This is a genomic window from Pseudomonas sp. 05L36, assembly GCF_056398125.1.
Genome location: NZ_JBFTOU010000014.1, coordinates 96,682 through 120,596 on the forward strand (window position 1 = coordinate 96,682; position 23,915 = coordinate 120,596).

Sequence of the window (23,915 nt, forward strand, 5' to 3'; positions counted from 1 at the left end):
AATGACCATTCGCTACGCAAAGATTGCAATGACCCTGGCGCTCGCCGCATTCGCCTTCATGACCGTGTTCAACAACATCAACGACTACGGTTCCAACTTCAACTTCGTCCGGCACGTGCTGAGCATGGACACCACCTTCCCTGACAACGCCGCCCGGTATCGCGCAATTGATCTGCCTTGGGTGTGGCATGGGGCCTACTGGCTGATCATCGTTGGCGAAGCCATTACCTGTGGACTTCTTGGCTACGGCGCACTACAGCTCTGGCGCTCACGGTCAGCCGGTGGGCATGAATTCAGACTGGCCAGGAAGTGGGCTGTAGCGGGCTTGACGACAGGGTTTTTCGTGTGGTTTTTCGGCTTCATGGTTGTTGGAGGCGAGTGGTTTCTGATGTGGCAATCAGATATCTGGAACGGTCAGGACGCAGCCTTCAGGTTCTACATGGCAATACTGGGCGTGCTGATCTTTCTGAATCAGCCCGATGCCGATCTTGACTGATCCCCAATAAAAAACGGCCCACATCCATCGGTTGCGGGCCGTCTTCTTCAATCAGGAAGCTAAAAGCCTCGCTGAAAGCCTCATTTGTTCAGCATGAAGTTCTTTTCCGCCGCGGCGAATCGCTGCAGCATGCCGGCAGACGGTGCGCCCAATTTGCTGACGATATAGATCGCCAGGCTGGCGAAGATGAAGCCCGTGATCTTTTTGATCTTGTGGCGACGCCTACACCGCCGCTGTAGGCCGCCCCCGCAACCGCCGCCCAACCACATCCAGCACATCACAGCCATCGCGTAACGTAATTGCGCAGAGCAAGGCGAAATCGCTGAGGATGAACGACTCGCACTCGATCGAACCGCGCATCGACAGGTTCTCAAGCACTTGGGTAACTGCGTGGATTCTGTAGTTGGCGGCGTCGGTGAGGATGTCGAGTGGCGCGTAGGTGTCGACGAACAGGGTGGGCATATCGGTGCAGTTGCTGGTCAATGCCATGAAGCGGTTGTCGGGATGGGGGGTTGGTTTTTCGTAGGGCGGATCGGGATGTATGGATTTCATTTTTAACGCTCTAAGGAAGAAATGGACCTGCCATTAGCCTTCCTACGGGCTAGGGTGGCAGCTATGCACGGGGTAGGAATATCGAGACCTAGAGCAAAACTCGACCACGCCGAAGCATGCCCGCGCATAGCCGCCGCAACTGATCTTACGGCCGCATGCAAACGGCCGCAAACCAGGCAGTGACGCCAATGTAGCTCTAACGGTCTTGAGAGGTTCCTACACCCCACCACTGAATTATCAGTGACCGCCAAAGACTATCGACGGAACTCGCATCGCACCAGTTCATGAAAACCGATAGGTTTTGAAGGAAACGTCCTAGGACCTTGCCCAGAAAATTTACAACCTGCCTGACGGGTGAGGAGTGGCATGAAGAACGGGCACACCAACAAGATTGGGTAATGCCGATCAGTTAAGCGAAAGGGAATCACTGTAGGAGCGAGCTTGCTCGCGATGGTCGTTAACGATAGCGCGTGTTTACTGGCTAAACGCGGCGCTCTTGAGTCCATCGTCGGAACGCCGCCCGGAGCAAGCTCGCTCCTACAGAGTCCTTAACTGATCGGTATTAACCAGATTGGGTGCCCATTTTTTATGGGTCAGTTACCTGAGTATCCCCGACATCACTATCAGGCCAAGTAGCACCATGCCGGATAGAACCCCTAGAAGAGTCCATTGCAGTACTACGAGCTTTTGCCTGAGATCATGGGGAAAGTTGTCGAGATCTTCAGCAGTGACCATACCGCGCTTCAGAAAAAATTGGGGAAACGTAACGACGCTAGATATTGAATAAACCAGTCGAGTCTTACCTCTAAGCCCTGCGTCAATACGCGCGGAGACAGTTATAAGTGGAGAGCTGTTTTGGAAATGCTCTGAAAGGGCATCTCCCTTGGTGTAGCCCAAGTGCAGCGCAACCCCAAAAACAACAAGTGCCCCACCGAAAACTATTAGTCCTGATGCCAGGAATAGTGCGTCTGCAACGCTAATGTTCATTGAGTGGCCTCGAAAATCCGCTCGCCCATTTTTTCACCAATAACGCTCCCAATAGCGCTGGAAGAAAAAGAGCCTGCCCCGACCACAACAATACTGCAGACCAGTAATCCCAAACCGCCAGTTGGCACACCCAACCCAACACAAAGCCCGCCGACAGCTGCGGTTGATAGAGCAGCACCTACAATTCCGCCACCTACGATCCCCCCGGTAAAACTCCCCGTTTCAGTAAATTTAACCCGCTCGCACGTTTCAGCATTTCCCGCAGTACACACATCCTGAACCTTCACGGCAGATGCCCCGCCACCAATGGCAGTACCTAGCCAACCACCGTATTTGATGTATTTAGTAGCCTTTGCCACACTTTCTAGATGAGTGGCGTGACCCGGTATTTGCCCCGCAGGACTGGCATTGGTCCAGTGGTGAACCAGACTTTGGCTGGAGATGCCCAACATTTTTTTCAAATTGATGTGGTTTGGGAATCCAATACCCTTGCGGGTTAGGGTCGTCATATGGCTGTTGAGTTGTGCAAGCAAACGCTGTCGTTCTACGAAGAAGGCCGGCGAACGAAGGTGCCCATCTCTTTGGAGCGTCGTCTGTTGCAACACTTCAATTTCCCTCAAGGCATTACCGACGTTATCCAGATTATTCTTGAAAATGCTCGCGCCGACGCCCACAGCGTCTGAGCCATAGCCCAAGATCGTCTGAATGGCATCCCGGTGTTGCATCATGAAATCCGCCTCTTCAGGGCTAAGCGTTTCCAGTATTTGATTGGTCCGTGCCGCCACATCCATGAGCAGCGCTTCTTCGCGGGTGCACTGGAAGTTATTGGGATCGCTGAGCACGATCATCGAGCCGGCTTTAACATCGCGCAGATTGGGATTGAGCAGCTTGAATTTACCCATCACCGCCGGGTCGCGCAGGGTGAACAACGAGGCCTCGAGCTGTTCGCGGGTGGTGCTTTTGGGCACGATGTAGAAGCCAGGCTCTGCTGCCTGCATGCTGTTATCACGCGTTGGCAGGGGAGGGTTTGGCGCAGGCGCGAAGCTGGAAGATCGTGAGGCTACCGGGTTGCTGGCGGCGGTGGGTGTCGCCTGTGGAGTGGCGGTCCGCATGGCGTGCGGTGCAGCACTGCGGCTGGACTCGTAGGTACCCTTGAAAAACGATGGGATCAGCCCTGCTTTACAGGGACAGCTGCTGTAGCTGTCCAGCGAGCCCGCCACCAACCTTCCGTGACTCTTGATGTATGAAACGCCGCCCTCAATGACGTAGGTTTTGTTGTCCTTACCACAGGAAACCTGATCCCCCACACGAGCATGGGCGATGCCAAACATCATGATGTTTGTAGCGCCCTCCAGAACCTTGCCACCGCAGGTCGTCTCGTCGTCTTTGCGAATGAAATGTCCCTTTGCCATTGCTGATCTCCCTCTCTACTGGCGCCCCAGTCATGGGCAGCGCACCACTGTTAACGATCGGTAAGCCGACTCGGGATGAGTGGCTTAGCGCAAAGTACGTGGACAGAGATGAAACTCAAGATGGCCGAGAAAATCAGGAAATGTCTTACGACCAGCACTGAAAAGGACCACGGATATTGGAGGGCCAATGCCTGCTTTCGGACCTGGCTTGCAAAAAAAACGGCCCGCACCATTAAAGCTGCGAGCCGTTCTTTTATCAGAGACGGGAGTAGTTCAACCCATCACTCATCACTTATTCAAACGATAATCACTCTCTGCAGCCGCAAAACGCTGGAACATGCCGGCGGTCGGCGTGCCCATTTTGCTGACGAAGTAGATCGCCAGGCTGGCGAAGATGAAGCCTGGGATGATTTCGTACAGGCCCAGCAGTTCGAAGTGTTTCCAGACGATCACGGTGATCGCGCCAACCAGGATACCGGCCAGTGCGCCGTTGCGGGTCATGTCTTTCCAGATCACGGAGATCAGTACGACGGGACCGAATGCGGCACCGAAACCAGCCCAGGCGTAGCTCACCAGACCCAGTACACGGTTTTCCGGGTTGGCCGCCAGTGCGATAGCAATCAGGGCAACCAACAGCACCATGGCACGACCGACCCAGACCAGTTCAACCTGGGAAGCGGATTTACGCAAGAAGGTCTTGTAGAAGTCTTCGGTCAGGGCGCTCGAGCACACCAGCAACTGGCAGCTCAGGGTGCTCATGACGGCAGCCAGAATGGCCGACAGCAGGATACCCGCGATCCATGGGTTGAAGAGGATCTTGGCCAGCTCGATGAACACACGCTCGTGGTTCTCGGAGACCGCGCCCGCCACGTCCGGGTGCGCCGAGAAGTAGGCGATACCGAAGAAGCCCACTGCCACGGTGCCGCCCAGGCACAGGATCATCCAGGTCATGGAGATACGACGGGCCTTGGCGATCGATTTAACCGAATCGGCAGCCATGAAACGCGCCAGGATGTGCGGCTGGCCGAAGTAGCCCAGACCCCAGCCCATCAGCGAGATGATGCCGATGAAAGTGGTGCCCTTGAGCATGTCGAAGTTGCTTGGATCTTGCGCTTCGATGGCCAGGAAAGTGGTGTCGACGCCGCCAGTGGCCAGCAGCACGATAACCGGCGTCAGGATCAACGCGAAGATCATCAGGGTGGCTTGCACGGTATCGGTCCAGCTCACGGCCAGGAATCCGCCGATAAAGGTGTAGGCAATCGTCGCCGCAGCACCGGCCCACAGCGCCGTCTCGTAGGACATGCCGAAGGTGCTTTCGAACAGACGGGCCCCGGCCACGATGCCGGAAGCGCAGTAGATGGTGAAGAATACCAGGATCACGACCGCAGAGATGATCCGCAGCAGGCCGCTTTTGTCTTCGAAACGGCTGGCGAAGTAGTCCGGCAGGGTCAGTGCATCACCGTTGTGCTCGGTCTGTACACGCAGACGGCCGGCGACGAACAGCCAGTTCAGGTAGGCACCGATGATCAGGCCGATGGCGATCCAGCTTTCGGAAAGACCGGACATGTAGATCGCGCCGGGCAAGCCCATCAACAACCAGCCACTCATGTCGGAAGCACCGGCGGACAGTGCGGTCACGACGCTGCCCAGGCTACGGCCGCCCAGGATGTAGTCGGAAAGGTTGTTGGTGGAGCGATAGGCCATCAAGCCGATCAGCACCATTGCTGCGATGTAGATCACGAACGTGATCAGGGTTGGATTGCTTACGCTCATTAAGTTACGCCCTGGCTTTGTTTTTATGTAGCGGCGGCTGGTGAACCGCTCGCAAACGCATACGTTTGACAGACGATCCGGATTCCCGCGCATTTATGACTGATGTTTCCCCAGGAAAGCCATCAGCCGGAGCACCCGGATTTTGTCCGGGTTGCACCTTGGACGCGAATGCTATTCAACAAAGCAAATAAGGTGCAACCAGTTTCTCGGGATTAAGTTGCACCTAGCGGGAAATAAACGTTAAAAATCGTTTTTTGCTCCTTTTCGGAGCAAAAACGAGTGTTAACTCACCGGAAAAGCACCAAGCAAATGCAGCGCAGCCTTACCAGAATTTATTTCCTGACGAGCTGCGTAATATTCCGACAAAAAAAGGGTTGCACCCGGTTGCACCTCGACAGTCTCACGGCTAATCTTGCCGCCAGCTGATGCCACGCAGTCGTGGCAAACATGAGGATAAAAACATGGCTACCACCACCCTTGGGGTCAAACTTGACGACCCGACCCGCGAACGCCTCAAGGCCGCCGCGACCTCGATTGATCGCACGCCGCACTGGCTGATCAAGCAGGCAATCTTCAATTACCTGGAAAAACTCGAGGGTGGTGCAACCCTGACCGAGCTGAGCGGTTTGACCAAGGACTCCGACGACAGCGTCGACGCGCCTCTGGATCACGCCCACCAGTGCTTCCTCGAATTCGCCGAAAGCATCCTGCCGCAATCGGTACTGCGTGCCTCGATCACCGCCGCCTACCGTCGCCCTGAGCCGGAAGTCGTGCCGATGCTGATCGAGCAGGCGCGCCTGCCGGCACCGATGTGCGACGCCACCAACAAACTCGCCGCCTCGATTGCTGAAAAACTGCGCAACCAGAAGAGCGCTGGCGGCCGTGCCGGCATCGTTCAGGGCCTGCTACAGGAGTTCTCCCTGTCGTCCCAGGAAGGCGTGGCGCTGATGTGCCTGGCCGAAGCGCTGCTGCGCATCCCGGACAAAGGCACCCGCGACGCCCTGATCCGCGACAAGATCAGCACCGGCAACTGGCAGCCGCACCTGGGCAACAGCCCGTCGTTGTTCGTCAACGCTGCCACCTGGGGCTTGTTGCTGACCGGCAAGCTGGTGTCCACGCACAACGAAGCCGGCCTGACATCGTCCCTGAGCCGCATCATCGGCAAGAGCGGCGAGCCGATGATCCGCAAGGGCGTCGACATGGCCATGCGCCTGATGGGCGAGCAGTTCGTGACCGGCGAAACCATCGCCGAAGCCCTGGCCAACGCCAGCAAGTTCGAAGCCAAGGGCTTCCGTTATTCCTACGACATGCTGGGTGAAGCCGCACTCACCGAGCACGACGCGCAGAAGTACCTGGCCTCGTACGAACAAGCCATCCACTCGATCGGCAAAGCCTCCCACGGTCGCGGGATTTATGAAGGCCCGGGCATTTCGATCAAGCTGTCCGCCCTGCACCCGCGCTATAGCCGTGCGCAGTACGAGCGCGTGATGGAAGAGCTGTACCCGCGCCTGCTGTCGCTGACCCTGCTGGCCAAGCAATACGACATCGGCCTGAACATCGACGCCGAAGAAGCCGACCGCCTCGAGCTGTCGCTGGATCTGCTCGAGCGCCTGTGCTTCGAGCCGCAACTGACTGGCTGGAACGGTATCGGTTTCGTGATCCAGGCTTACCAGAAGCGTTGCCCGTACGTGATCGACTACGTGATCGACCTGGCTCGCCGCAGCCGTCATCGCCTGATGATCCGCCTGGTGAAAGGCGCGTACTGGGACAGCGAAATCAAGCGCGCCCAGGTCGAAGGCCTGGAAGGCTACCCGGTCTACACCCGCAAGGTGTACACCGACGTCTCCTACATCGCTTGCGCCCGCAAACTGCTGTCGGTGCCGGAAGTCATCTACCCGCAGTTCGCTACGCACAACGCCCACACCCTGTCGGCCATTTATCACATCGCCGGTCAGAACTATTACCCGGGCCAGTACGAGTTCCAGTGCCTGCACGGCATGGGTGAACCGCTGTACGAACAAGTTGTAGGCAAAGTCTCCGAAGGCAAGCTGAACCGTCCGTGCCGCGTGTACGCACCGGTCGGCACCCACGAAACCCTGCTGGCCTACCTGGTGCGTCGCCTGCTGGAGAACGGCGCGAACACCTCGTTCGTCAACCGCATTGCCGACCAATCGATTTCGATCCAGGAACTTGTAGCCGATCCGGTAGCCAGCATCGAGCAGATGGCGACCGTGGAAGGCGGTTTCGGCCTGCCGCACCCGCGCATTCCGCTGCCGCGTGATCTCTACGGCTCCGAGCGCGCCAACTCCAGCGGCATCGACATGGCCAACGAACATCGTTTGGCGTCCCTGTCCTGCGCGCTTCTTGCTACCGCACACAACCACTGGAAAGCGGCGCCGATGCTCGGTTGCGCCTCCAGCACCGAAGCGCCGGCACCGGTGCTGAACCCGTCCGATCTGCGTGATGTGGTCGGCCATGTGCAGGAAGCGACCGTCGAAGACGTCGACAACGCGATCCAGTGCGCCCTCAACGCTGCGCCGATCTGGCAGGCCACCCCGCCCGCCGAACGCGCCGCGATCCTGGAGCGTGCCGCCGATCTGATGGAAGCCGAGATCCAGCCGCTGATGGGCCTGCTGGCTCGCGAAGCCGGCAAGACCTTCGCCAACGCCATTGCCGAAGTGCGTGAAGCCGTGGACTTCCTGCGTTATTACGCGGTGCAGGCGCGCAACGACTTCACCAATGACGCTCACCGTCCGCTGGGCCCAGTGGTGTGCATCAGCCCGTGGAACTTCCCGCTGGCAATCTTCAGTGGCCAAGTGGCTGCTGCGTTGGCCGCTGGTAACCCGGTATTGGCCAAGCCTGCGGAACAGACTCCGCTGGTCGCCGCTCAAGCCGTGCGCCTGCTGCTCGAAGCAGGGATTCCGGAAGGCGTACTGCAATTGCTGCCGGGTCGCGGTGAAACCGTCGGTGCCGGCCTGGTCGGCGACGAACGCGTCAAAGGCGTGATGTTCACCGGCTCCACCGAAGTCGCGCGCTTGCTGCAACGCAACATCGCCGGCCGCCTGGACAGCCAGGGTCGTCCGATCCCGCTGATCGCCGAAACCGGTGGCCAGAACGCAATGATCGTCGACTCTTCGGCACTGACCGAACAGGTGGTGATCGACGTGGTTTCGTCGGCGTTCGACAGCGCCGGCCAGCGTTGCTCGGCCCTGCGCGTCCTGTGCCTGCAGGAAGATTCCGCTGATCGCGTCATCGAAATGCTCAAAGGTGCCATGGCGGAAAGCCGTCTCGGCAACCCTGAGCGCCTGTCCGTGGACATCGGCCCGGTGATCGACGCCGAAGCCAAGGCTGGCATCGAGAAGCACATCCAGGCCATGCGCGACAAAGGTCGCAGCGTGTACCAGGTGGCCATCGCCGACGCCGAAGAAGTCAAACGCGGCACCTTCGTGATGCCGACGCTGATCGAACTTGAAAGCTTCGACGAACTGCAGCGGGAGATCTTCGGCCCGGTGCTGCACGTGGTTCGCTACAAGCGCAAGGACATCGATCAACTGATCGGCCAGATCAACGCTTCGGGTTACGGCCTGACCCTGGGCGTGCACACCCGCATCGACGAGACCATCGCCAAGGTGATCGACAACGTCAACGCCGGTAACGTCTACGTCAACCGCAACATCGTCGGCGCCGTGGTCGGCGTGCAGCCGTTCGGCGGCGAAGGCTTGTCGGGTACTGGCCCGAAAGCCGGCGGCCCGCTGTACCTGTACCGCCTGTTGTCGACCCGCCCTGCGGATGCGATCGAACAATCCTTTGCTCGCGGTGACGCCGTCGCAGCACCGGACGTTCGTCTGCGCGACGCGATGAGCAAGCCGCTGACCGCCCTGAAAGCCTGGGCCGACAGCCACAAGTTCGCCGACCTGAGCACCCTGTGCGTGCAGTTCGCCGCGCAATCGCAAAGTGGCATCACCCGTGTCCTGGCCGGCCCGACCGGCGAGCGCAATAGCTATGCGATCTTGCCGCGCGAGCACGTACTTTGCCTGACGGAAGTCGAAGGCGATCTGCTGACCCAACTGGCGGCGGTACTGGCTGTCGGTGGTTCAGCGGTGTGGCCGGAAGCTGACTTGACCAAGGCCTTGTTCGCACGCCTGCCGAAGGATATTCAGGCACGCATCAAGCTGATTTCCGACTGGAACAAGGACGAAGTGGTGTTTGATGCGGTTGTGCATCACGGCCACTCCGACCAGTTGCGTGCGGTGTGCCAGCAGGTTGCCAAGCGTGCCGGCGCCATCGTCGGTGTCCAGGGTCTGTCGCAAGGCGAAACCAACATTGCGCTGGAACGCCTGGTGATCGAGCGGGCGTTGAGCGTTAACACGGCTGCGGCGGGTGGTAATGCCAGTTTGATGACCATCGGTTAACACCGACAATCCGGGCTGCCGCAATGGCCGCCCGGTGCTTTAGAAGCAAGATCAAAAGATCGCAGCCTTCGGCAGCTCCTACAGGGGAACGCATTCCAATGTAGGAGCTGCCGAAGGCTGCGATCTTTTGCTTCTCCATCACCAAGATCAATCATCCTGTTCAGTCTTTATTCCCAAGCCTAGACTCGGCCCACTCCAATAAAAGGTAGGCCGCCATGTCCGAGACGTTGCTCAGTTCCCGCAATCTGGCTTTCGAGCTGTATGAAGTCCTTGATGCCGAGGGCCTGACCCAGCGTGAGCGTTTCGCCGAGCACAATCGCGAAACCTTCGATGCGGCCATTGGCACCGCCCGCAGCATCGCCGAGAAGTTCTTCGCCCCGCACAACCGCAAGGGCGACGAGAACGAGCCACGCTATGAAAACGGTCAGGCGATTCTGATTCCGGAAGTGAAACCGGCGGTGGATGCCTTCCTCGAAGCCGGTTTCCTCAACGCCGCGCGCAGTTTCGACGCCGGCGGCATGCAGCTTCCTACGCTGCTGTCCCAGGCCTGCTTCGCGCACTTTCAATCGGCCAATGCTGCTTCGACGTCGTACCCGTTCCTGACCATGGGCGCGGCCAACCTGATCGAAAGCTTCGGCACCGAAGAGCAGAAGCGCCGCTTCCTGCAACCGATGATCGACGGCCGTTTCTTCGGCACCATGGCCCTGACCGAACCCCACGCGGGCTCGTCGCTGTCGGATATTCGTACCCGCGCAGAGCTGGCGTGCGACGGCACCTATCGACTCAAGGGCAACAAGATCTTCATCTCCGGTGGCGATCATCCGCTGTCGGAAAACATCGTGCACATGGTGCTGGCCAAGCTGCCGGACGCGCCGGCCGGGGTGAAGGGCATTTCGCTGTTCATCGTGCCCAAGTTCCTGGTCAACGATGATGGCAGCCTCGGCCAGCGCAATGACGTGCTGCTGGCCGGGCTATTCCACAAGATGGGCTGGCGTGGCACCACGTCCACGGCGCTGAATTTCGGCGATAACGGCGAATGCGTCGGCTATCTGGTGGGCAAGCCGCACCAGGGCTTGAGCTACATGTTCCAGATGATGAACGAAGCGCGGATTGGCGTCGGCATGGGTGCCGTGATGCTTGGTTACGCGGGCTATCTGTATTCGCTGGAATACGCTCGCGAGCGTCCACAGGGCCGCGTGCCGGACAGCAAGGACCCGAACACCGCGCCGGTGGCGATCATTCAGCACGCCGACGTCAAACGCATGCTGCTAACGCAAAAGGCCTACGTCGAAGGCTCGTTCGACCTCGGCCTGTACGCGGCGCGGCTGTTCGATGACACCACGACGCTTGCGACCGAAGCCGAACGCAAGCAGGCCCATGAATTGCTGGACCTGCTGACGCCAATCGTCAAATCCTGGCCATCGGAGTTCTGCCTGAAGGCCAACGAACTGGCGATCCAGATCCTCGGCGGCCACGGCTACACTCGCGAATACCCGGTGGAACAGTACTACCGCGATAACCGCCTGAACCCGATCCACGAAGGCACCCACGGCATTCAGTCGCTGGACCTGCTGGGCCGCAAACTGGCGCAGAACGGCGGTGCGGGGCTCAAGCAGCTGATTCGCCTGATCGCCGACACCGCCGAGCGCGCCCAGGCGTTTGAGTCGCTGACGTCGCTGCGCGAACCGCTGGAAAAGCTGGTGGCGCGCCTGCAAACCGTGACCATCGGCCTGCTGACTGATCTGGCACAAGGCAAGGTCAACAGCAGCCTGGCGAACTCGGCGCTGTACCTGAAGGTGTTTGGTCACACGGTGATTGGTTGGCGCTGGCTGGAGCAGGCGATCCGTGCCGAAGAAGGTTTAGCCAAGGGCAATGCGGCGGATGTCAGTTTCTATAAAGGCAAGCTGCAGGCGGCGCGCTACTTCCTGACGTGGGAAGTGCCGGGCTGCCACCATGAGCTGGCGATTCTTGAAGCTCGGGATGATGTGTGCCTGGGCATGCAGGATGAGTGGTTCTGATCAGGTATAGATTGGTGTAACGGCCACAAAAAAGATCGCAGCCTTCGGCAGCTCCTACAGAGGAACGCATTCCACATGTAGGAGCTGCCGAAGGCTGCGATCTTTTGATCTTTTAATTCAACCGAAACCCACCCATCTGCCGTGCCAGATCATCCGCCAACCGCTGCAACGTCTGACAATCATCCCGACAAGCCCTGACCTCCCCCGCCGTCGCCCGGGCCAGATCGGAAATCCCTTGCACGTTGCGGTTGATCTCTTCGGTCACCGCCGATTGTTCTTCCGTCGCCGTCGCCACCTGATGATTCATATCGCTGATGCGTTCCACTTGTCCGGTAATCGCGGTCAACGAGGCGCCGGTACGCTGGCTCGACTCGACACCCGTGCCCGTCGCGGCCTGCCCGGAATGCATCGACGACACCGCGTTTTCTGCACCTTGCTTGAGGCTGCCGATCATCTGCTGGATTTCATCGGTGGAGGCTTGAGTGCGCCGCGCCAGGGTGCGCACTTCATCGGCCACCACGGCAAATCCACGCCCCATGTCTCCGGCTCGCGCCGCTTCGATAGCGGCGTTGAGCGCCAGCAGGTTGGTCTGCTCGGAAATCCCGCGAATCACCGCCAGCACCTGATCGATCGACGCCACCTGATGCGCCAATTCACCCACAGCGCTGGCGGCGACGCCGATTTCGTCGGACATGCTTTCAATATGCCGGATCGAGCCACCCACCACTTCCCGTGCCTGCATCGCCTCATCCCGAGCCGTTTGCGACGCGACCGCCGCATTGCCGGCGTTTTGGGCGATTTCCTGAACGGTCAGACCCATTTCGTGAACCGCAGTGGCGACCATGTCGGTCATTTCCTGCTGGCGGCCGGAGCGTTCGGCGGTGTTGTCCACAACTCTGGCCACTTGCCCCACAGCCGTACGCAATCGTTCGCTGGTGGTCAGTATTTCGCCGATCATGTCGCGCTGGCTATCCAGGAACCGATTGAAACCGCGAGCCAGATCGCCCAGCTCATCGGCGCGGCTGGAATCTAACCGCTGGGTCAAATCGCCACCACCGCTACCGATGGCCACCAGTGCCGCTGTTACCTGACGAATCGGTCGTACCAACCCACGGGCCAGCAACACCACCAGCAGCAGGCACACAATCGCCACCGCCAGGCCGATGCCACTGCTCATCCACATGGCGCGGCGGGCTTCGGCGTAAATCTGTGATTGCGGCACTTCGGCCACCAGGGTCCAGCCGAGATCACGCAATGGCAGGCTTAACGCGAGGAGGTCTTCACCGTCACGCTGGAAGCCGCTGCTGGTGGCAGCTTTTTGACTCATCACCGATTGTGCCGCCGTAGCACCAATCTGCTCGGTCAAAGTTCGTTTGCCACTCAATTGCGCCTCGGGATGGACCTGGATCAAACCGTCGGAACGCACGAGATAGACCTTGCCGCGCTCACCGAAGCTGAAGTTGTGGATCAGCTCCGACAGCTCTTTCATGCTCAGGCCCAGCCCGGCAACGCCCACGACTTTACCGGCCTGCTCGACTTTGAAGTCGATGAAAAGCGCCAATTCTCCGGTGGCCGTGTCGTTATCGATGTTGAGAGTGCGCGGCTGGTTGCTGTCGAGGAACGAGTAGAACCAGGCATCTTTCGGATTGGAACGACTGAGGGTCCGGTCCAGGCCTTTTTCGGTGAAGTAATGGTTGGACGCGGTGCCGACAATAATCGCGGTAAAGGCCTTGTGCTCGGCGCGGATGCCTTCGAGATAGGTAGTAAAGGTGCTGGCCCGGGCACCGTCTTCACCCCCTGCCAGCCAGTCGCGCACCATGCTGTTGCTGGCGATGTCCTTGGCGGCGGTGAGCGGTTGGACCAGGATGCGTTCGATGTCGTTGCGCATCGCTTCGATGCTCGACGGCAAGGCTTTTTCGACCAGATAGCTCTGGGCGAGGCGGTTAACCACCAGGGTATAGATGCCAACCACGATCAGAATACTGACCAGCAAGGCGCTGCCCATACTCAGGATCAACTGCCATTGAATACTGCGTCGCCAGAACTGCATGGAGCACCCCCAAAGAATAAGAGGCTGAAACACTGCAACAGCCGTGCCGATTGTATACAAACCAACCGACAATTTATTCTTTGGTTGTGCGCAAAGCCGATCAGGCCTGATTGATCGTCTTGGAGATCACTTCAACCGTGGCGCTGACTTGCTCTTGGTAACGGTCGAGTTCGAGCTTGTGCTGTTTCTGCATTTCGATCTGCTGGGAGCACAGATTCATCGCCGCCAGCACCAGCAGGCGGTCACCGATCAGCGTCGGGTACTTCCTCTTGGTTTCGGCCAGGGCTGCCTTCAACATCATCGCGGCGTCCAGCAGGGTCTGTTCTTCCCCGGCCGGTGCCTTGATCGAATAGTCCTCTCCCAGGATCGAGACGACTTTTACCCCTGCGGCGTTGTAACTCATGCGCTGACAGGACCTGCGCTGACGCGTTCAACCAGGGCCTGAATGCGAGCCGCCGTGGCGCCTTGCTTCTCTTCGTGTTCCATCAGGCTCAGTTGCAGGCTTTCGTTTTCATCTTTGGCCTGGGCCAGTTCCGCGGTCAGGTTCTGGTTCTGTTGCACCAGGTCGCTGACCAGTTGTTCCAATTGGCTTAGGGATGCTTCCAACATTTTGATTTTCCAGGCTTTTTCAAAGGGCGCGTACGATAAAGAAAAGTCACCCTGGATGCCAGGGTTATACAGGCGCAAAGCCTTGATTTTGCTGACGGGCAACCTTCCTCGCGAGTTTTAAAGACTGTGATTGGCCAATCTGGTTCCTGCACTTCGTCGCCACAAGGTGCAACCGGCTAAAACACGGGGGGCTCAAGACTTCAGCCAGGCGACCGATAAGTCATCCATACAGCAGCCTCAGCCCCGCACGGATGCGCTATTTTCGGTGATCGCCATGTCCCTTCGTAATATGAATATCGCCCCTCGGGCGTTCCTCAGCTTTGCCCTGATCGGCGGCTTGATGATGGTTCTGGGGGTGTTTTCCTTGAATCAGATGAGCAAGATCCGCGGCGCCGCCGAAAACATCACCAACAACAGTGTGCCGAGCATCAAGAGCCTGGACGAGTTCACCCAGCTCACCTTGCGCCTGCGCGTGCTGTCCTACCGTTTGCTGGTGAATCGCGAGCCTGACGTGCAGCAGAAAACCGTGGAATTGCTGGAGACGCGTAACCAGCAGATTCGCGCCGCCCAGGCGACCTACGAAAAGCTGATCGCCAGCCCGCAGGAACGTGCGGCCTACGATCAATACGTACAGCTGCTGGGTCAGTACCGCCAGATCGAAGACCGGATGAAGACCCTGTCGCGCAACAATCAGGTCGACGAACTGCGCAGCTTGCTCAACACCGATTTGCTCAACAACTCCGAAGCGATCAACGCCGTGTTGAACCGCCTGCTGGAGATCAACACCCAGCAGAGCCACGACACTAACCAGCAGGCAGCCGATCAGTATGATTCGGCGTTCAACCTGGTGATCACCCTGTTGGTGATCGCCACCGCCCTGACGTTGCTGTTCGCCTGGTTGCTGACCAACAGCATCACCCAACCGATAGCCAACGCCCTGAGCGCCGCCGAACAGATTGCCGAAGGCAACCTGACGCGCCCGATCAACGTCGACGGCAAAGACGAAGCCGGCCGCTTGCTGCTGGCCATGTCGAAGATGCAGGACAAGCTGCGTGACACGCTGCAGCGCATTTCCGGCTCGGCCACGCAGCTGGCGTCCGCTGCCGAAGAACTCAACAGCGTTACTGACGAAAGCGCCCGAGGCCTGACCCAACAGAACAACGAAATCGAACAGGCCGCCACGGCGGTCAACGAAATGACCAGCGCCGTGGAAGAAGTCGCGCGCAACGCGGTCAGCACGTCCGAGGCGTCGAAGAACGCCACCACATCTGCCGGCGACGGCCGTGACCTGGTACAGGAAACCGTGAGCGCCATCGAACGCATGAGCGCCGACGTGCAGAGCACCGCGACCCTGATCGGCGACCTGGCCAACGAGTCACGCGACATCGGCAAGGTGCTGGATGTGATCCGTGGCCTGGCCGACCAGACCAACCTGCTGGCCTTGAACGCCGCCATCGAGGCCGCACGCGCCGGTGAGGCCGGTCGTGGTTTCGCCGTAGTGGCCGACGAGGTTCGTGCCCTGGCCCACCGCACCCAGCAGTCGACCAGCGAAATCGAACGCATGATCGGCAGCATCCAGAGCGGTACCGAGCACGCGGTGGATTCGATGCGCAACAGCACCGAACGCGCCGAATCGACCCTGAACATCGCCCGCGGCGCCGGGATGTCGCTGGACACCATCAACAGCGCCATCGTCGAAATCAACGAGCGCAACCTGGTTATCGCCAGCGCCGCCGAAGAACAGGCGCAGGTGGCCCGTGAAGTGGATCGCAACCTGGTGAACATTCGTGACCTGTCGGTGCAGTCGGCCACCGGGGCAAATCAGACGAGTGCGGCGAGCAATGAGCTGTCGCGCCTGGCGGTGGACCTGAACACACTGGTTGGGCGGTTTAGCCTTTAAGCTATAAAGCAAAAAGATCGCAGCCTGCGGCAGCTCCTACAGGAAAACACACATCCCTGTGTAGGAGCTGCCGCAGGCTGCGATCTTTTGAGCAGCAAAAGCTTTTTGACAGCATCACATTTCAACAGGTTAGAATCGCTGGCACGCAGACTGCATGGTCAGTTTGCGCCCGCCTTTCAGCTTTCTGGAGTACTGCCTTTGAATGCGACGACCATCAACAGCCTGTTCTTGATCGGCGCGTTGCTGGTAGGTGCGAGCATTCTGGTGAGCTCACTTTCGTCCCGTCTCGGCATCCCGATTCTGGTGATTATCCTGGCCGTCGGCATGGCGGCTGGTGTCGATGGCGCCGGCATTCTTTTTGATAACTACCCCACGGCCTATCTGGTCGGTAACCTCGCGCTGGCGGTGATCCTGCTCGACGGCGGCCTGCGCACCCGGGTGTCGAGTTTCCGCGTGGCGTTATGGCCGGCGCTCTCGCTGGCCACGGTCGGCGTGTTGATTACCACCGGGCTGACCGGCATGGCGGCCGCATGGCTGTTCAACCTGAACCTGATCCAGGGCCTGCTGATCGGCGCCATCGTCGGCTCCACCGATGCCGCGGCGGTGTTCTCGCTATTGGGCGGTAAAGGCCTGAACGAACGGGTAACCGCCAGCCTTGAAATCGAATCCGGCAGCAACGACCCGATGGCGGTGTTCCTCACCGTTACCCTGATCGACATGCTCGCCAGCGGCCAGACCGGCCTGCACTGGAGCCTGCTGACCCACCTGTTGCGCGAATTCGGCATCGGTGGCGTCATCGGCCTGGGCGGCGGCTGGCTCATGCTGCAACTGGTCAACCGCATCAACCTGGCCACCGGCCTGTATCCGATTCTGGTCATCGCCGGTGGCCTGGTGGTGTTTGCCCTGACCAACGCCCTGCACGGCAGCGGCTTCCTCGCCGTGTACCTGTGTGGATTGATGATTGGCAACCGCCCGGTGCGCAGCCGCCACGGTATTTTGCACATGCTCGACGGCATGGCCTGGCTGGCGCAAATCGGCATGTTCCTGGTGCTTGGGCTGCTGGTGACGCCTCACGACCTGCTGCCTATCGCCTTGCCAGCACTGGCCCTGGCGCTGTGGATGATTCTGTTTGCCCGGCCACTGTCGGTGCTGGTTGGCCTGCTGCCGTTCAAGGCGTTCCATGGTCGCGAAAAAGCGTTCATCTCCTGGGTCGGCCTGCGCGGTGCGGTCCCGATCATTCTGGCGGTGTTCCCGCTGATGGCCGGCCTGCCCAACGCCCAACTCTATTTCAACCTCGCGTTCTTTATCGTGCTGGTGTCGCTGCTGGTTCAGGGCACCAGCCTGCCGTGGGTCGCCAAGCTATTGAAGGTGACGGTGCCCCCGGAGCCTGCCCCCATCTCCCGCTCAGCCCTGGAAGTACACGTCACCAGCGAGTGGGAGCTGTTCGTCTATCGCCTCGGCGCGGAAAAATGGTGCATCGGTTCGCCCCTGCGCGAACTGAAAATGCCCGAAGGCACCCGTATCGCCGCCCTGTTTCGTGGCCAACAATTGCTCCATCCGTCGGGTAGTACGGTGCTCGAAGTCGATGATTTGCTGTGTGTTATCGGCCATGAACACAACCTGCCGGCCCTCGGAAAACTCTTCAGCCAGGCGCCACAACGGGGCCTCGATCTGCGCTTCTTCGGCGACTTCGTACTCGAAGGAGACGCCCAGCTGGGCGCGGTTGCAGCCCTGTATGGCCTGAAAGTCGAAGGCATCGATCCGGACATGTCCCTGGGCCACTTCATTGCCCAGAAAGTCGGCGGCGCACCGGTGGTGGGTGACCAGGTGGAATGGAACAACACCATCTGGACCGTGGCGGTCATGGACGGGAACAAGATCGGCAAAGTGGGCGTCAGATTCCCCGAAGGAAGTCGCCCGGGTCCCGGACTCTTCCTCTAAACTGCTTCCACTATCACTTGCTTGACCGGTCTTTATGCCTAATCTGCGCTCCATCTTCGCCATCGCCCTGCTGGGTTTGAGTCTCTCTGTCAGTACTTTGCAAGCGGCCGAACCGCCTTCCAGCGAAGCCGTGCAGGCGAGCCTGGACAAGATCGCCGACCGCAAACTGCCGGAAGCCGATCAGAAGGCCCTGCAAACCGTCCTGCAAAGCACGCTGAACCAGCTCAACAACAAGCGTGACTACGAGCAGAAACTGATCGCGCTCAAGCAGCAATTGAACAATGCGCCCAAACAGACCGTCGAGAACCAGCGGGAACTGACCCGCCTCAAAGCCAGTAACGTGGTGCCGGTGGCGCAGCGATTCGCCAAAGAACCGATCCAGCAGCTCGAGCAAATGCTCACCGAGCGTTCCACCCAGCAAAGCGACCTGCAAAAAGCCCTGGCCGATGCCAACAGCCTGATCATCACCGCCCAGACCCGCCCCGAGCGCGCCCAGGCGGAGATCTCCAGCAGCCAGACGCGCATTCAGCAGATCAATACCATCCTCAAGAACGGCAAGGACGGCGGCAAGGCCTTGAGCGCCGAGCAGCGCGACCAGCTCAATGCCGAGCTTGCAGCGCTGAACGCGCTGATCCCGCTACGGCGCCAGGAACTGGCCGGCAATACCCAATTGCAGGACCTCGGCAACAGCCAGCACGACCTGTTGTCGGAGCGATCCGACCGCCTGGATCGGGAAATCCAGGAACTGCAAACCCTGATCAACCAGAAGCGTCTGGCGTTGTCCCAGGAAACGGTCACCCAGCAATCCATCGAAGCGCAGAAGGCCGGCGGCAGCAGCCTGCTGGCCACCGAAAGCGCGACCAACCTGAAACTTTCGGACTACCTGCTCAAAAGCACCGACCGTCTCAACGAAGTCACCCAGCAAAACCTGCAGACCAAGCAACAGCTGGACAGCCTGACCCAGAGCGACTCGGCCCTGGACGAGCAAATCAACGTGCTCAAAGGCAGCCTGCTGCTCTCGAAGATTCTCTACAAACAGAAACAGGCGTTGCCGCGCCTGCGGCTCGACCGCAACCTGGCCGATCAGATCGCCGACATTCGCCTGTACCAATTCGAAGTCAGCCAGCAACGGGAGTTGCTGAGCAATCCGACCACCTATGTCGAAAACCTGCTGTCGACCCAGCCGCCCGAGCAAGTCACGCCACAATTGCGCAAAAGCCTGATGGAGCTGGCCACCACCCGCACCGACCTGCTGGAACGCCTCAATCGCGAACTGAGCGCGGTGCTCAATGAATCCATCACCCTGCAACTGAACCAGAAACAACTGCTCAGCACGGCGCAAAGCCTGCGGGCGACGCTCGATGAGCAAATGTTCTGGATTCCCAGCAACAAGCCGCTGGAGCTGGAGTGGATCAGCAGTGTGCCGGATCGCCTCCAGCGGCAACTCGATTCACTACCGGTTCTTTCAAGCCTGAGCGAACTGACCGACGGCCTGACCCAGCGCCCGCTGCTGTTCCTGCCGCTGGCCCTGCTGATCGGCGCACTGCTGTGGCGGCGCAAGAATCTGTACGCGCGACTGAACAAGGTTCACCAGGACATCGGTCACTTCAAACGCGATAGCCAGTGGCACACGCCGCAGGCGATTCTGATCAATATTCTGCTGGCGATGCCGGTTTCCCTGGGCCTCGCCTTGTGCGGGCTGGCCCTGCGAATCGACGCCCGTGGGCAGAACGCCAATATGGGCGCGGCGCTGCTGCAAATGGCCGGGGCCTGGCTGGTGTTCTACACCGCCTACCGGATCCTCGCACCGGGTGGTGTGGCAGAACTGCATTTCCGCTGGGAAAAACCCCAGGTGGAATTCCTGCGCAGATGGGTCCGCCGCCTCGGCATAGTGGTGATGGCACTGGTGACCGTAGTCGCCGTTGCCGAACAGCAACCGGCGGCGCTGGCCGATGACGTGATCGGCATGCCGGTGGTGCTCATCTGCTACGCCTTGATGACCTTGCTGCTCAGCCGCTTGCTCATCAGCAGCCCGACCCACGAGAACGCCTCGCTGTTCCGCAAACTGGTGGGGATCCTGTTCACCGCCCTACCCGTCGCGTTGTTCGTGGCCGTGTGCTTCGGCTACTACTACACCGCGCTCAAGCTCAGCGACCGCTTGATCAACACCCTGTACCTGCTGATGTTCTGGCTGGTGATCGAAGCCACGTTCGTGCGCGGCCTTAGTGTGGCGGCCCGGCGGCTGGCCTACCAACGCGCCCTGGCCAAACGACTGGCCGCCAAAGAAGCCAGCGATGGCGAAGCGGTTATCGAAGAACCGACGATGGACATCGAGAAGGTCAACGAACAGTCCCTGCGCCTGATCCGCCTGGCATTGCTCGGCGGCTTCATTGCGGCACTGTATTGGGTCTGGGCCGACCTGATCACGGTGTTCTCGTACCTGGACAATGTCACGCTCTACGAATACACCAGCGGCACCGGCGCTAATATGAGCATGGTGCCGATCAGCATCGGCGACATGCTCGGCGCGCTGATCATCATCGGTATCACCTTCGCCCTGGCGCGCAACCTGCCCGGTCTGCTGGAAGTGTTCGTGCTGTCGAAACTCAACCTGGCCCAGGGCAGCGCCTACGCGACCACCACATTGCTGTCCTACGTGATCGCCGGCGTCGGTTTCGTCTCGACGCTGTCGACCCTCGGCGTAAGCTGGGACAAGTTGCAATGGCTGGTGGCGGCACTGTCGGTCGGTCTCGGTTTCGGCATGCAGGAGATCTTCGCCAACTTCATTTCCGGCATCATGATCCTGTTCGAACGCCCGGTGCGGATCGGTGACACCATCACCATCGGCAACCTGTCGGGGACCGTAAGCAAGATCCGCATCCGTGCCACGACCATCACCGACTTCGACCGCAAGGACATCATTGTCCCGAACAAGACGTTCATTACCGGGCAACTGATCAACTGGTCGCTGACCGACACCATCACCCGGGTGACCCTCAAGCTCGGTGTCGACTACGGCTCGGACCTGGACCTGGTGAAAGAGCTGTTGCTCAAGGCCGCGCGCGATAACCCGCGCGTCCTGAAAGACCCGGAGCCACACGTGTACTTCCTGAATTTCGGCGAAAGCACCCTCGACCACGAGTTGCGCATGCACGTGCGCGACCTCGGCGACCGCAACCCGGTACTCGACGAGGTCAACCGCTTCATCAACCGCGAGTTCAAGAAGCAGCACATCAACATCTCGTTCCGGCAGATGGAGGTCTACCTCAAGAACCTCCACGGCCAGGAATACAAGATTGTGCCGATCGAGCCGGAAGCGAAGACCATCGTGCCGTTGGTCGACGGCAAGGCATCGAAAGAGCCGCCCGCCGCCGAACTCGACTAACCGGCCATTCCCCAGCAGAATGCTCGGACATTCTGCTGGAGCCGGCCCTTGAAAGCCCTCGACGAACTCACTTTCGATAACCGCTTCGACCGCCTGGGCGATGCGTTTTCCGCCCATGTGCTGCCCGAGCCCATCGATAATCCGCGCCTGGTCGTGGCCAGCCCCGCCGCCATGGCGCTGCTGGACCTTGACCCGGCCGAGGCCGAAACCCCGGAGTTCGCCGAACTGTTCAGCGGCCATAAGCTCTGGGCTGACGCGATCCCCAGGGCGATGGTCTATTCCGGGCATCAGTTCGGTTCCTACAACCCGCAACTGGGCGACGGTCGCGGCCTGTTGCTCGGCGAGGTGTACAACGAGGCCGGCGAACATTGGGACCTGCACCTCAAGGGCGCCGGCCAGACGCCATTTTCACGCATGGGCGATGGCAGGGCGGTACTGCGTTCGTCGATCCGCGAATTCCTCGCTTCCGAAGCCCTGAACGCCCTGAACATCCCGACCACCCGCGCCTTGTGCGTAATCGGCTCCGATACCCCGGTGTGGCGCGAAAAGCAGGAGCGCGCGGCCATGGTCCTGCGCCTGGCGCCGAGCCATGTGCGCTTCGGGCACTTCGAATATTTCTACTACACCAAGCGCCCGGAGCAGCAGAAAGAGCTCGGTGATCACGTGCTGGCCATGCACTTCCCGGAGTGCCTGGAACAACCAGAGCCGTACCTGGCGATGTTCCGCGAAGTAGTCGAGCGCAATGCCGAACTGATCGCCAAATGGCAGGCCTATGGCTTCTGCCACGGGGTGATGAACACCGACAACATGTCGATCCTCGGGATTACTTTCGACTTCGGCCCGTTCGCCTTCCTCGACGACTTCGACGCCAACTTCATCTGCAATCACTCCGACGACCAGGGCCGCTACTCCTTCAGCAACCAGGTGCCGATAGGCCAGTGGAACCTCAGCGCGTTGGCCCAGGCCCTGACGCCGTTCATCAGCGTCGAAGCCCTGCGCGAAACCCTCGGCCTGTACCTGCCGCTGTTCCAGGCCCATTACCTGGACCTGATGCGCCGCCGCCTCGGCCTGACCACTGCTGAAGACGACGACCAGAAGTTGCTGGAGGGCCTGCTGCAACTGATGCAAAACAGCGGCGTCGACTACAGCCTGTTTTTCCGTCGCCTGGGTGATGAAGCACCGCAACAGGCCATCACCCGCTTGCGTGACGACTTCGTCGACCTCAAGGGCTTTGATGCCTGGGGCGAACTCTACGTCGCCCGGGTGGCCCGTGAAGGCACGCTTGATCAACATCAGCGCAGCCAGCGGATGCACGCGGTCAACCCGCTGTACATCCTGCGCAACTACCTGGCGCAAAAGGCCATCGAGGCGGCGCAGAACGGCGACTACTCGGAAGTCCGTCGGCTGCACGCGGTGCTGAGCAATCCGTTCGTGGAACAACCGGGGATGGAAAGCTACGCCGAGCGACCACCGGAATGGGGCAAGCATCTGGAGATCAGTTGTTCGTCGTAAGGCAGGTCAGATAAAGACGTCTACTGGCACATTGAATCGCTCGGCCAACCAGCGGATCTGCCGCAGGTTGAGCTGGCGCTTGCCACTCAGGATCTCGGAAACGACCGACTGAGGGCCGACGCCAGGCAGATCGCTTTGAGTCAATCCATGTTCGCGCATCATATAACCAAGCACTTCGGCACCTGTGGCTTCGGGCATAGGGTGATGCTTGTGATCCCATTCCTCAATCCAGTCACCGATGATGTCCACCAGACTCATCAGAGGATGCGACTCGTCAACTCCGGTTATTTCGAGTAACTCGTCGAGTGCCTGCACCAGCGTGTCATAGTCGTCTTCGTTCTTGGGTTTGCGTAGCAATGGCGATACGAACTCCCAGTGCTCGGCCGCGTTTTTGATCAGAACGCTCATGCTCTTCCCTCCTTCCATTTACCGCGGTCATATTCGCGGTGATCCAGCACATGCTTGATGTAGATTTTTTGATGCTGATATCGAACGTAGGCGATCAGCCGTAATTTGTTACCGCCAATATCGAAAACGTGAAACTCACCGACCTTGTCGGTTGCGGGAAATGAAGATTTCATTGCCGCAAAATCACTTGGCTTGACGCGCTTTACCATTCGATACCACTGGTCCAGTGCGCTGGCCACCTGCGGCCATTTTTCCTTGGCGTCCCAGATTCGTTTTTCGGAAAACACTCGCATGCAACATCATTATCGCATTTTGCTATTGGAGATTAATCACAGATCAAAAATATCGCAAGTCGCGATAATGCTCAGCAGACCAGCGGCCTGGCTCAGAAAGACTCAGCCTAGTTTTATCGCCTGCCACTGCACGATTGAAAATATGAGCAAACGTCTCCAACTAGGTG

At 59.5% G+C, this 23,915-nt stretch carries 15 protein-coding genes and 3 pseudogenes; 8 read left to right on the forward strand and 10 right to left on the reverse strand.

All coding sequences use genetic code 11. The features are described 5' to 3' along the window. Window position 1: 1 nt before the first annotated feature. The gene (locus AC1DKH_RS16500) at window positions 2-496 is read left to right on the forward strand and encodes a DUF2165 family protein (RefSeq protein WP_477752861.1); all 495 of its coding nucleotides are present in this window, start codon (window positions 2-4) and stop codon (window positions 494-496) included. 80 nt (window positions 497-576) lie between these two features. Here AC1DKH_RS16500 and AC1DKH_RS16505 read toward each other — a convergent pair. The 4 genes and pseudogenes from AC1DKH_RS16505 to putP form a co-directional block, all read right to left on the reverse strand. Further along, window positions 577-696 (reverse strand): annotated as a pseudogene (locus AC1DKH_RS16505) (sodium:solute symporter family transporter); the annotation flags it as partial. Between the two features lie 22 nt (window positions 697-718). Continuing rightward, a complete protein-coding gene (locus AC1DKH_RS16510; RefSeq protein ID WP_477798677.1) occupies window positions 719-1,048 on the reverse strand; it encodes a hypothetical protein in 330 nt (109 codons plus the stop codon). A 983-nt stretch (window positions 1,049-2,031) separates the two neighbouring features. Next, complete coding sequence (locus AC1DKH_RS16515; RefSeq protein WP_477798678.1) at window positions 2,032-3,447, reverse strand: PAAR domain-containing protein; 1,416 nt, start codon at window positions 3,445-3,447, stop codon at window positions 2,032-2,034. Between the two features lie 288 nt (window positions 3,448-3,735). After that, the gene (gene putP, locus AC1DKH_RS16520) at window positions 3,736-5,220 is read right to left on the reverse strand and encodes a sodium/proline symporter PutP (protein WP_477798679.1); all 1,485 of its coding nucleotides are present in this window, start codon (window positions 5,218-5,220) and stop codon (window positions 3,736-3,738) included. Between the two features lie 461 nt (window positions 5,221-5,681). On the opposite strand from putP, the gene putA reads away from it, so the two are divergent. Both putA and AC1DKH_RS16530 read left to right on the forward strand, forming a co-directional pair. Then, window positions 5,682-9,632: a trifunctional transcriptional regulator/proline dehydrogenase/L-glutamate gamma-semialdehyde dehydrogenase gene (gene putA / locus AC1DKH_RS16525; protein ID WP_477798680.1), complete on the forward strand. Its 3,951-nt coding sequence runs from the start codon at window positions 5,682-5,684 to the stop codon at window positions 9,630-9,632. A gap of 215 nt (window positions 9,633-9,847) precedes the next feature. Continuing rightward, complete coding sequence (locus AC1DKH_RS16530; RefSeq protein ID WP_477798681.1) at window positions 9,848-11,650, forward strand: acyl-CoA dehydrogenase; 1,803 nt, start codon at window positions 9,848-9,850, stop codon at window positions 11,648-11,650. A gap of 112 nt (window positions 11,651-11,762) precedes the next feature. Here the strand turns inward: AC1DKH_RS16530 and AC1DKH_RS16535 are convergent, their stop codons facing one another. The 4 genes and pseudogenes from AC1DKH_RS16535 to AC1DKH_RS16550 form a co-directional block, all read right to left on the reverse strand. After that, window positions 11,763-12,608 carry a methyl-accepting chemotaxis protein gene (locus AC1DKH_RS16535; RefSeq protein WP_477798699.1) on the reverse strand — a complete coding sequence of 282 codons (846 nt, stop codon included), beginning with the start codon at window positions 12,606-12,608 and terminating at the stop codon, window positions 11,763-11,765. An 18-nt stretch (window positions 12,609-12,626) separates the two neighbouring features. Further along, window positions 12,627-13,700 (reverse strand): annotated as a pseudogene (locus tag AC1DKH_RS16540) (HAMP domain-containing protein); the annotation flags it as partial. 100 nt (window positions 13,701-13,800) lie between these two features. Further along, entirely contained in the window at window positions 13,801-14,103 is a 303-nt protein-coding gene (locus tag AC1DKH_RS16545) for a cell division protein ZapA (protein WP_007981180.1), read from the reverse strand. Then, the gene (locus AC1DKH_RS16550; protein ID WP_095943263.1) at window positions 14,100-14,309 is read right to left on the reverse strand and encodes a hypothetical protein; all 210 of its coding nucleotides are present in this window, start codon (window positions 14,307-14,309) and stop codon (window positions 14,100-14,102) included. Before AC1DKH_RS16550 ends, AC1DKH_RS16545 begins: the two co-directional genes overlap by 4 nt. A gap of 289 nt (window positions 14,310-14,598) precedes the next feature. On the opposite strand from AC1DKH_RS16550, the pseudogene AC1DKH_RS16555 reads away from it, so the two are divergent. The 5 genes and pseudogenes from AC1DKH_RS16555 to selO all read left to right on the forward strand — a co-directional run. Then, window positions 14,599-15,354: pseudogene (locus AC1DKH_RS16555) on the forward strand (MCP four helix bundle domain-containing protein); the annotation flags it as partial. Further along, window positions 15,346-16,209, forward strand: coding sequence for a methyl-accepting chemotaxis protein (locus AC1DKH_RS16560; RefSeq protein WP_477755967.1), 864 nt, complete (start codon window positions 15,346-15,348; stop codon window positions 16,207-16,209). The pseudogene AC1DKH_RS16555 and the gene AC1DKH_RS16560, both read left to right, overlap by 9 nt. A gap of 198 nt (window positions 16,210-16,407) precedes the next feature. Continuing rightward, on the forward strand, window positions 16,408-18,150 hold the full coding sequence (locus tag AC1DKH_RS16565; RefSeq protein WP_477798682.1) for a potassium/proton antiporter: 1,743 nt from the start codon (window positions 16,408-16,410) through the stop codon (window positions 18,148-18,150). A 34-nt stretch (window positions 18,151-18,184) separates the two neighbouring features. Then, window positions 18,185-21,535 (forward strand): mechanosensitive channel MscK, encoded by a 3,351-nt coding sequence (gene mscK, locus AC1DKH_RS16570; protein ID WP_477798683.1) that lies wholly within the window; start codon window positions 18,185-18,187, stop codon window positions 21,533-21,535. A 48-nt stretch (window positions 21,536-21,583) separates the two neighbouring features. Further along, entirely contained in the window at window positions 21,584-23,047 is a 1,464-nt protein-coding gene (gene selO / locus AC1DKH_RS16575; RefSeq protein ID WP_477798684.1) for a protein adenylyltransferase SelO, read from the forward strand. A gap of 6 nt (window positions 23,048-23,053) precedes the next feature. Here the strand turns inward: selO and AC1DKH_RS16580 are convergent, their stop codons facing one another. Both AC1DKH_RS16580 and AC1DKH_RS16585 read right to left on the reverse strand, forming a co-directional pair. Beyond that, window positions 23,054-23,455, reverse strand: a complete 402-nt coding sequence (locus tag AC1DKH_RS16580; protein ID WP_477798685.1) for a helix-turn-helix domain-containing protein — start codon at window positions 23,453-23,455, stop codon at window positions 23,054-23,056. Continuing rightward, window positions 23,452-23,748, reverse strand: coding sequence for a type II toxin-antitoxin system HigB family toxin (locus tag AC1DKH_RS16585; protein WP_218475919.1), 297 nt, complete (start codon window positions 23,746-23,748; stop codon window positions 23,452-23,454). The genes AC1DKH_RS16580 and AC1DKH_RS16585 overlap by 4 nt, the downstream gene beginning before the upstream one ends. Window positions 23,749-23,915 lie beyond the last annotated feature (167 nt).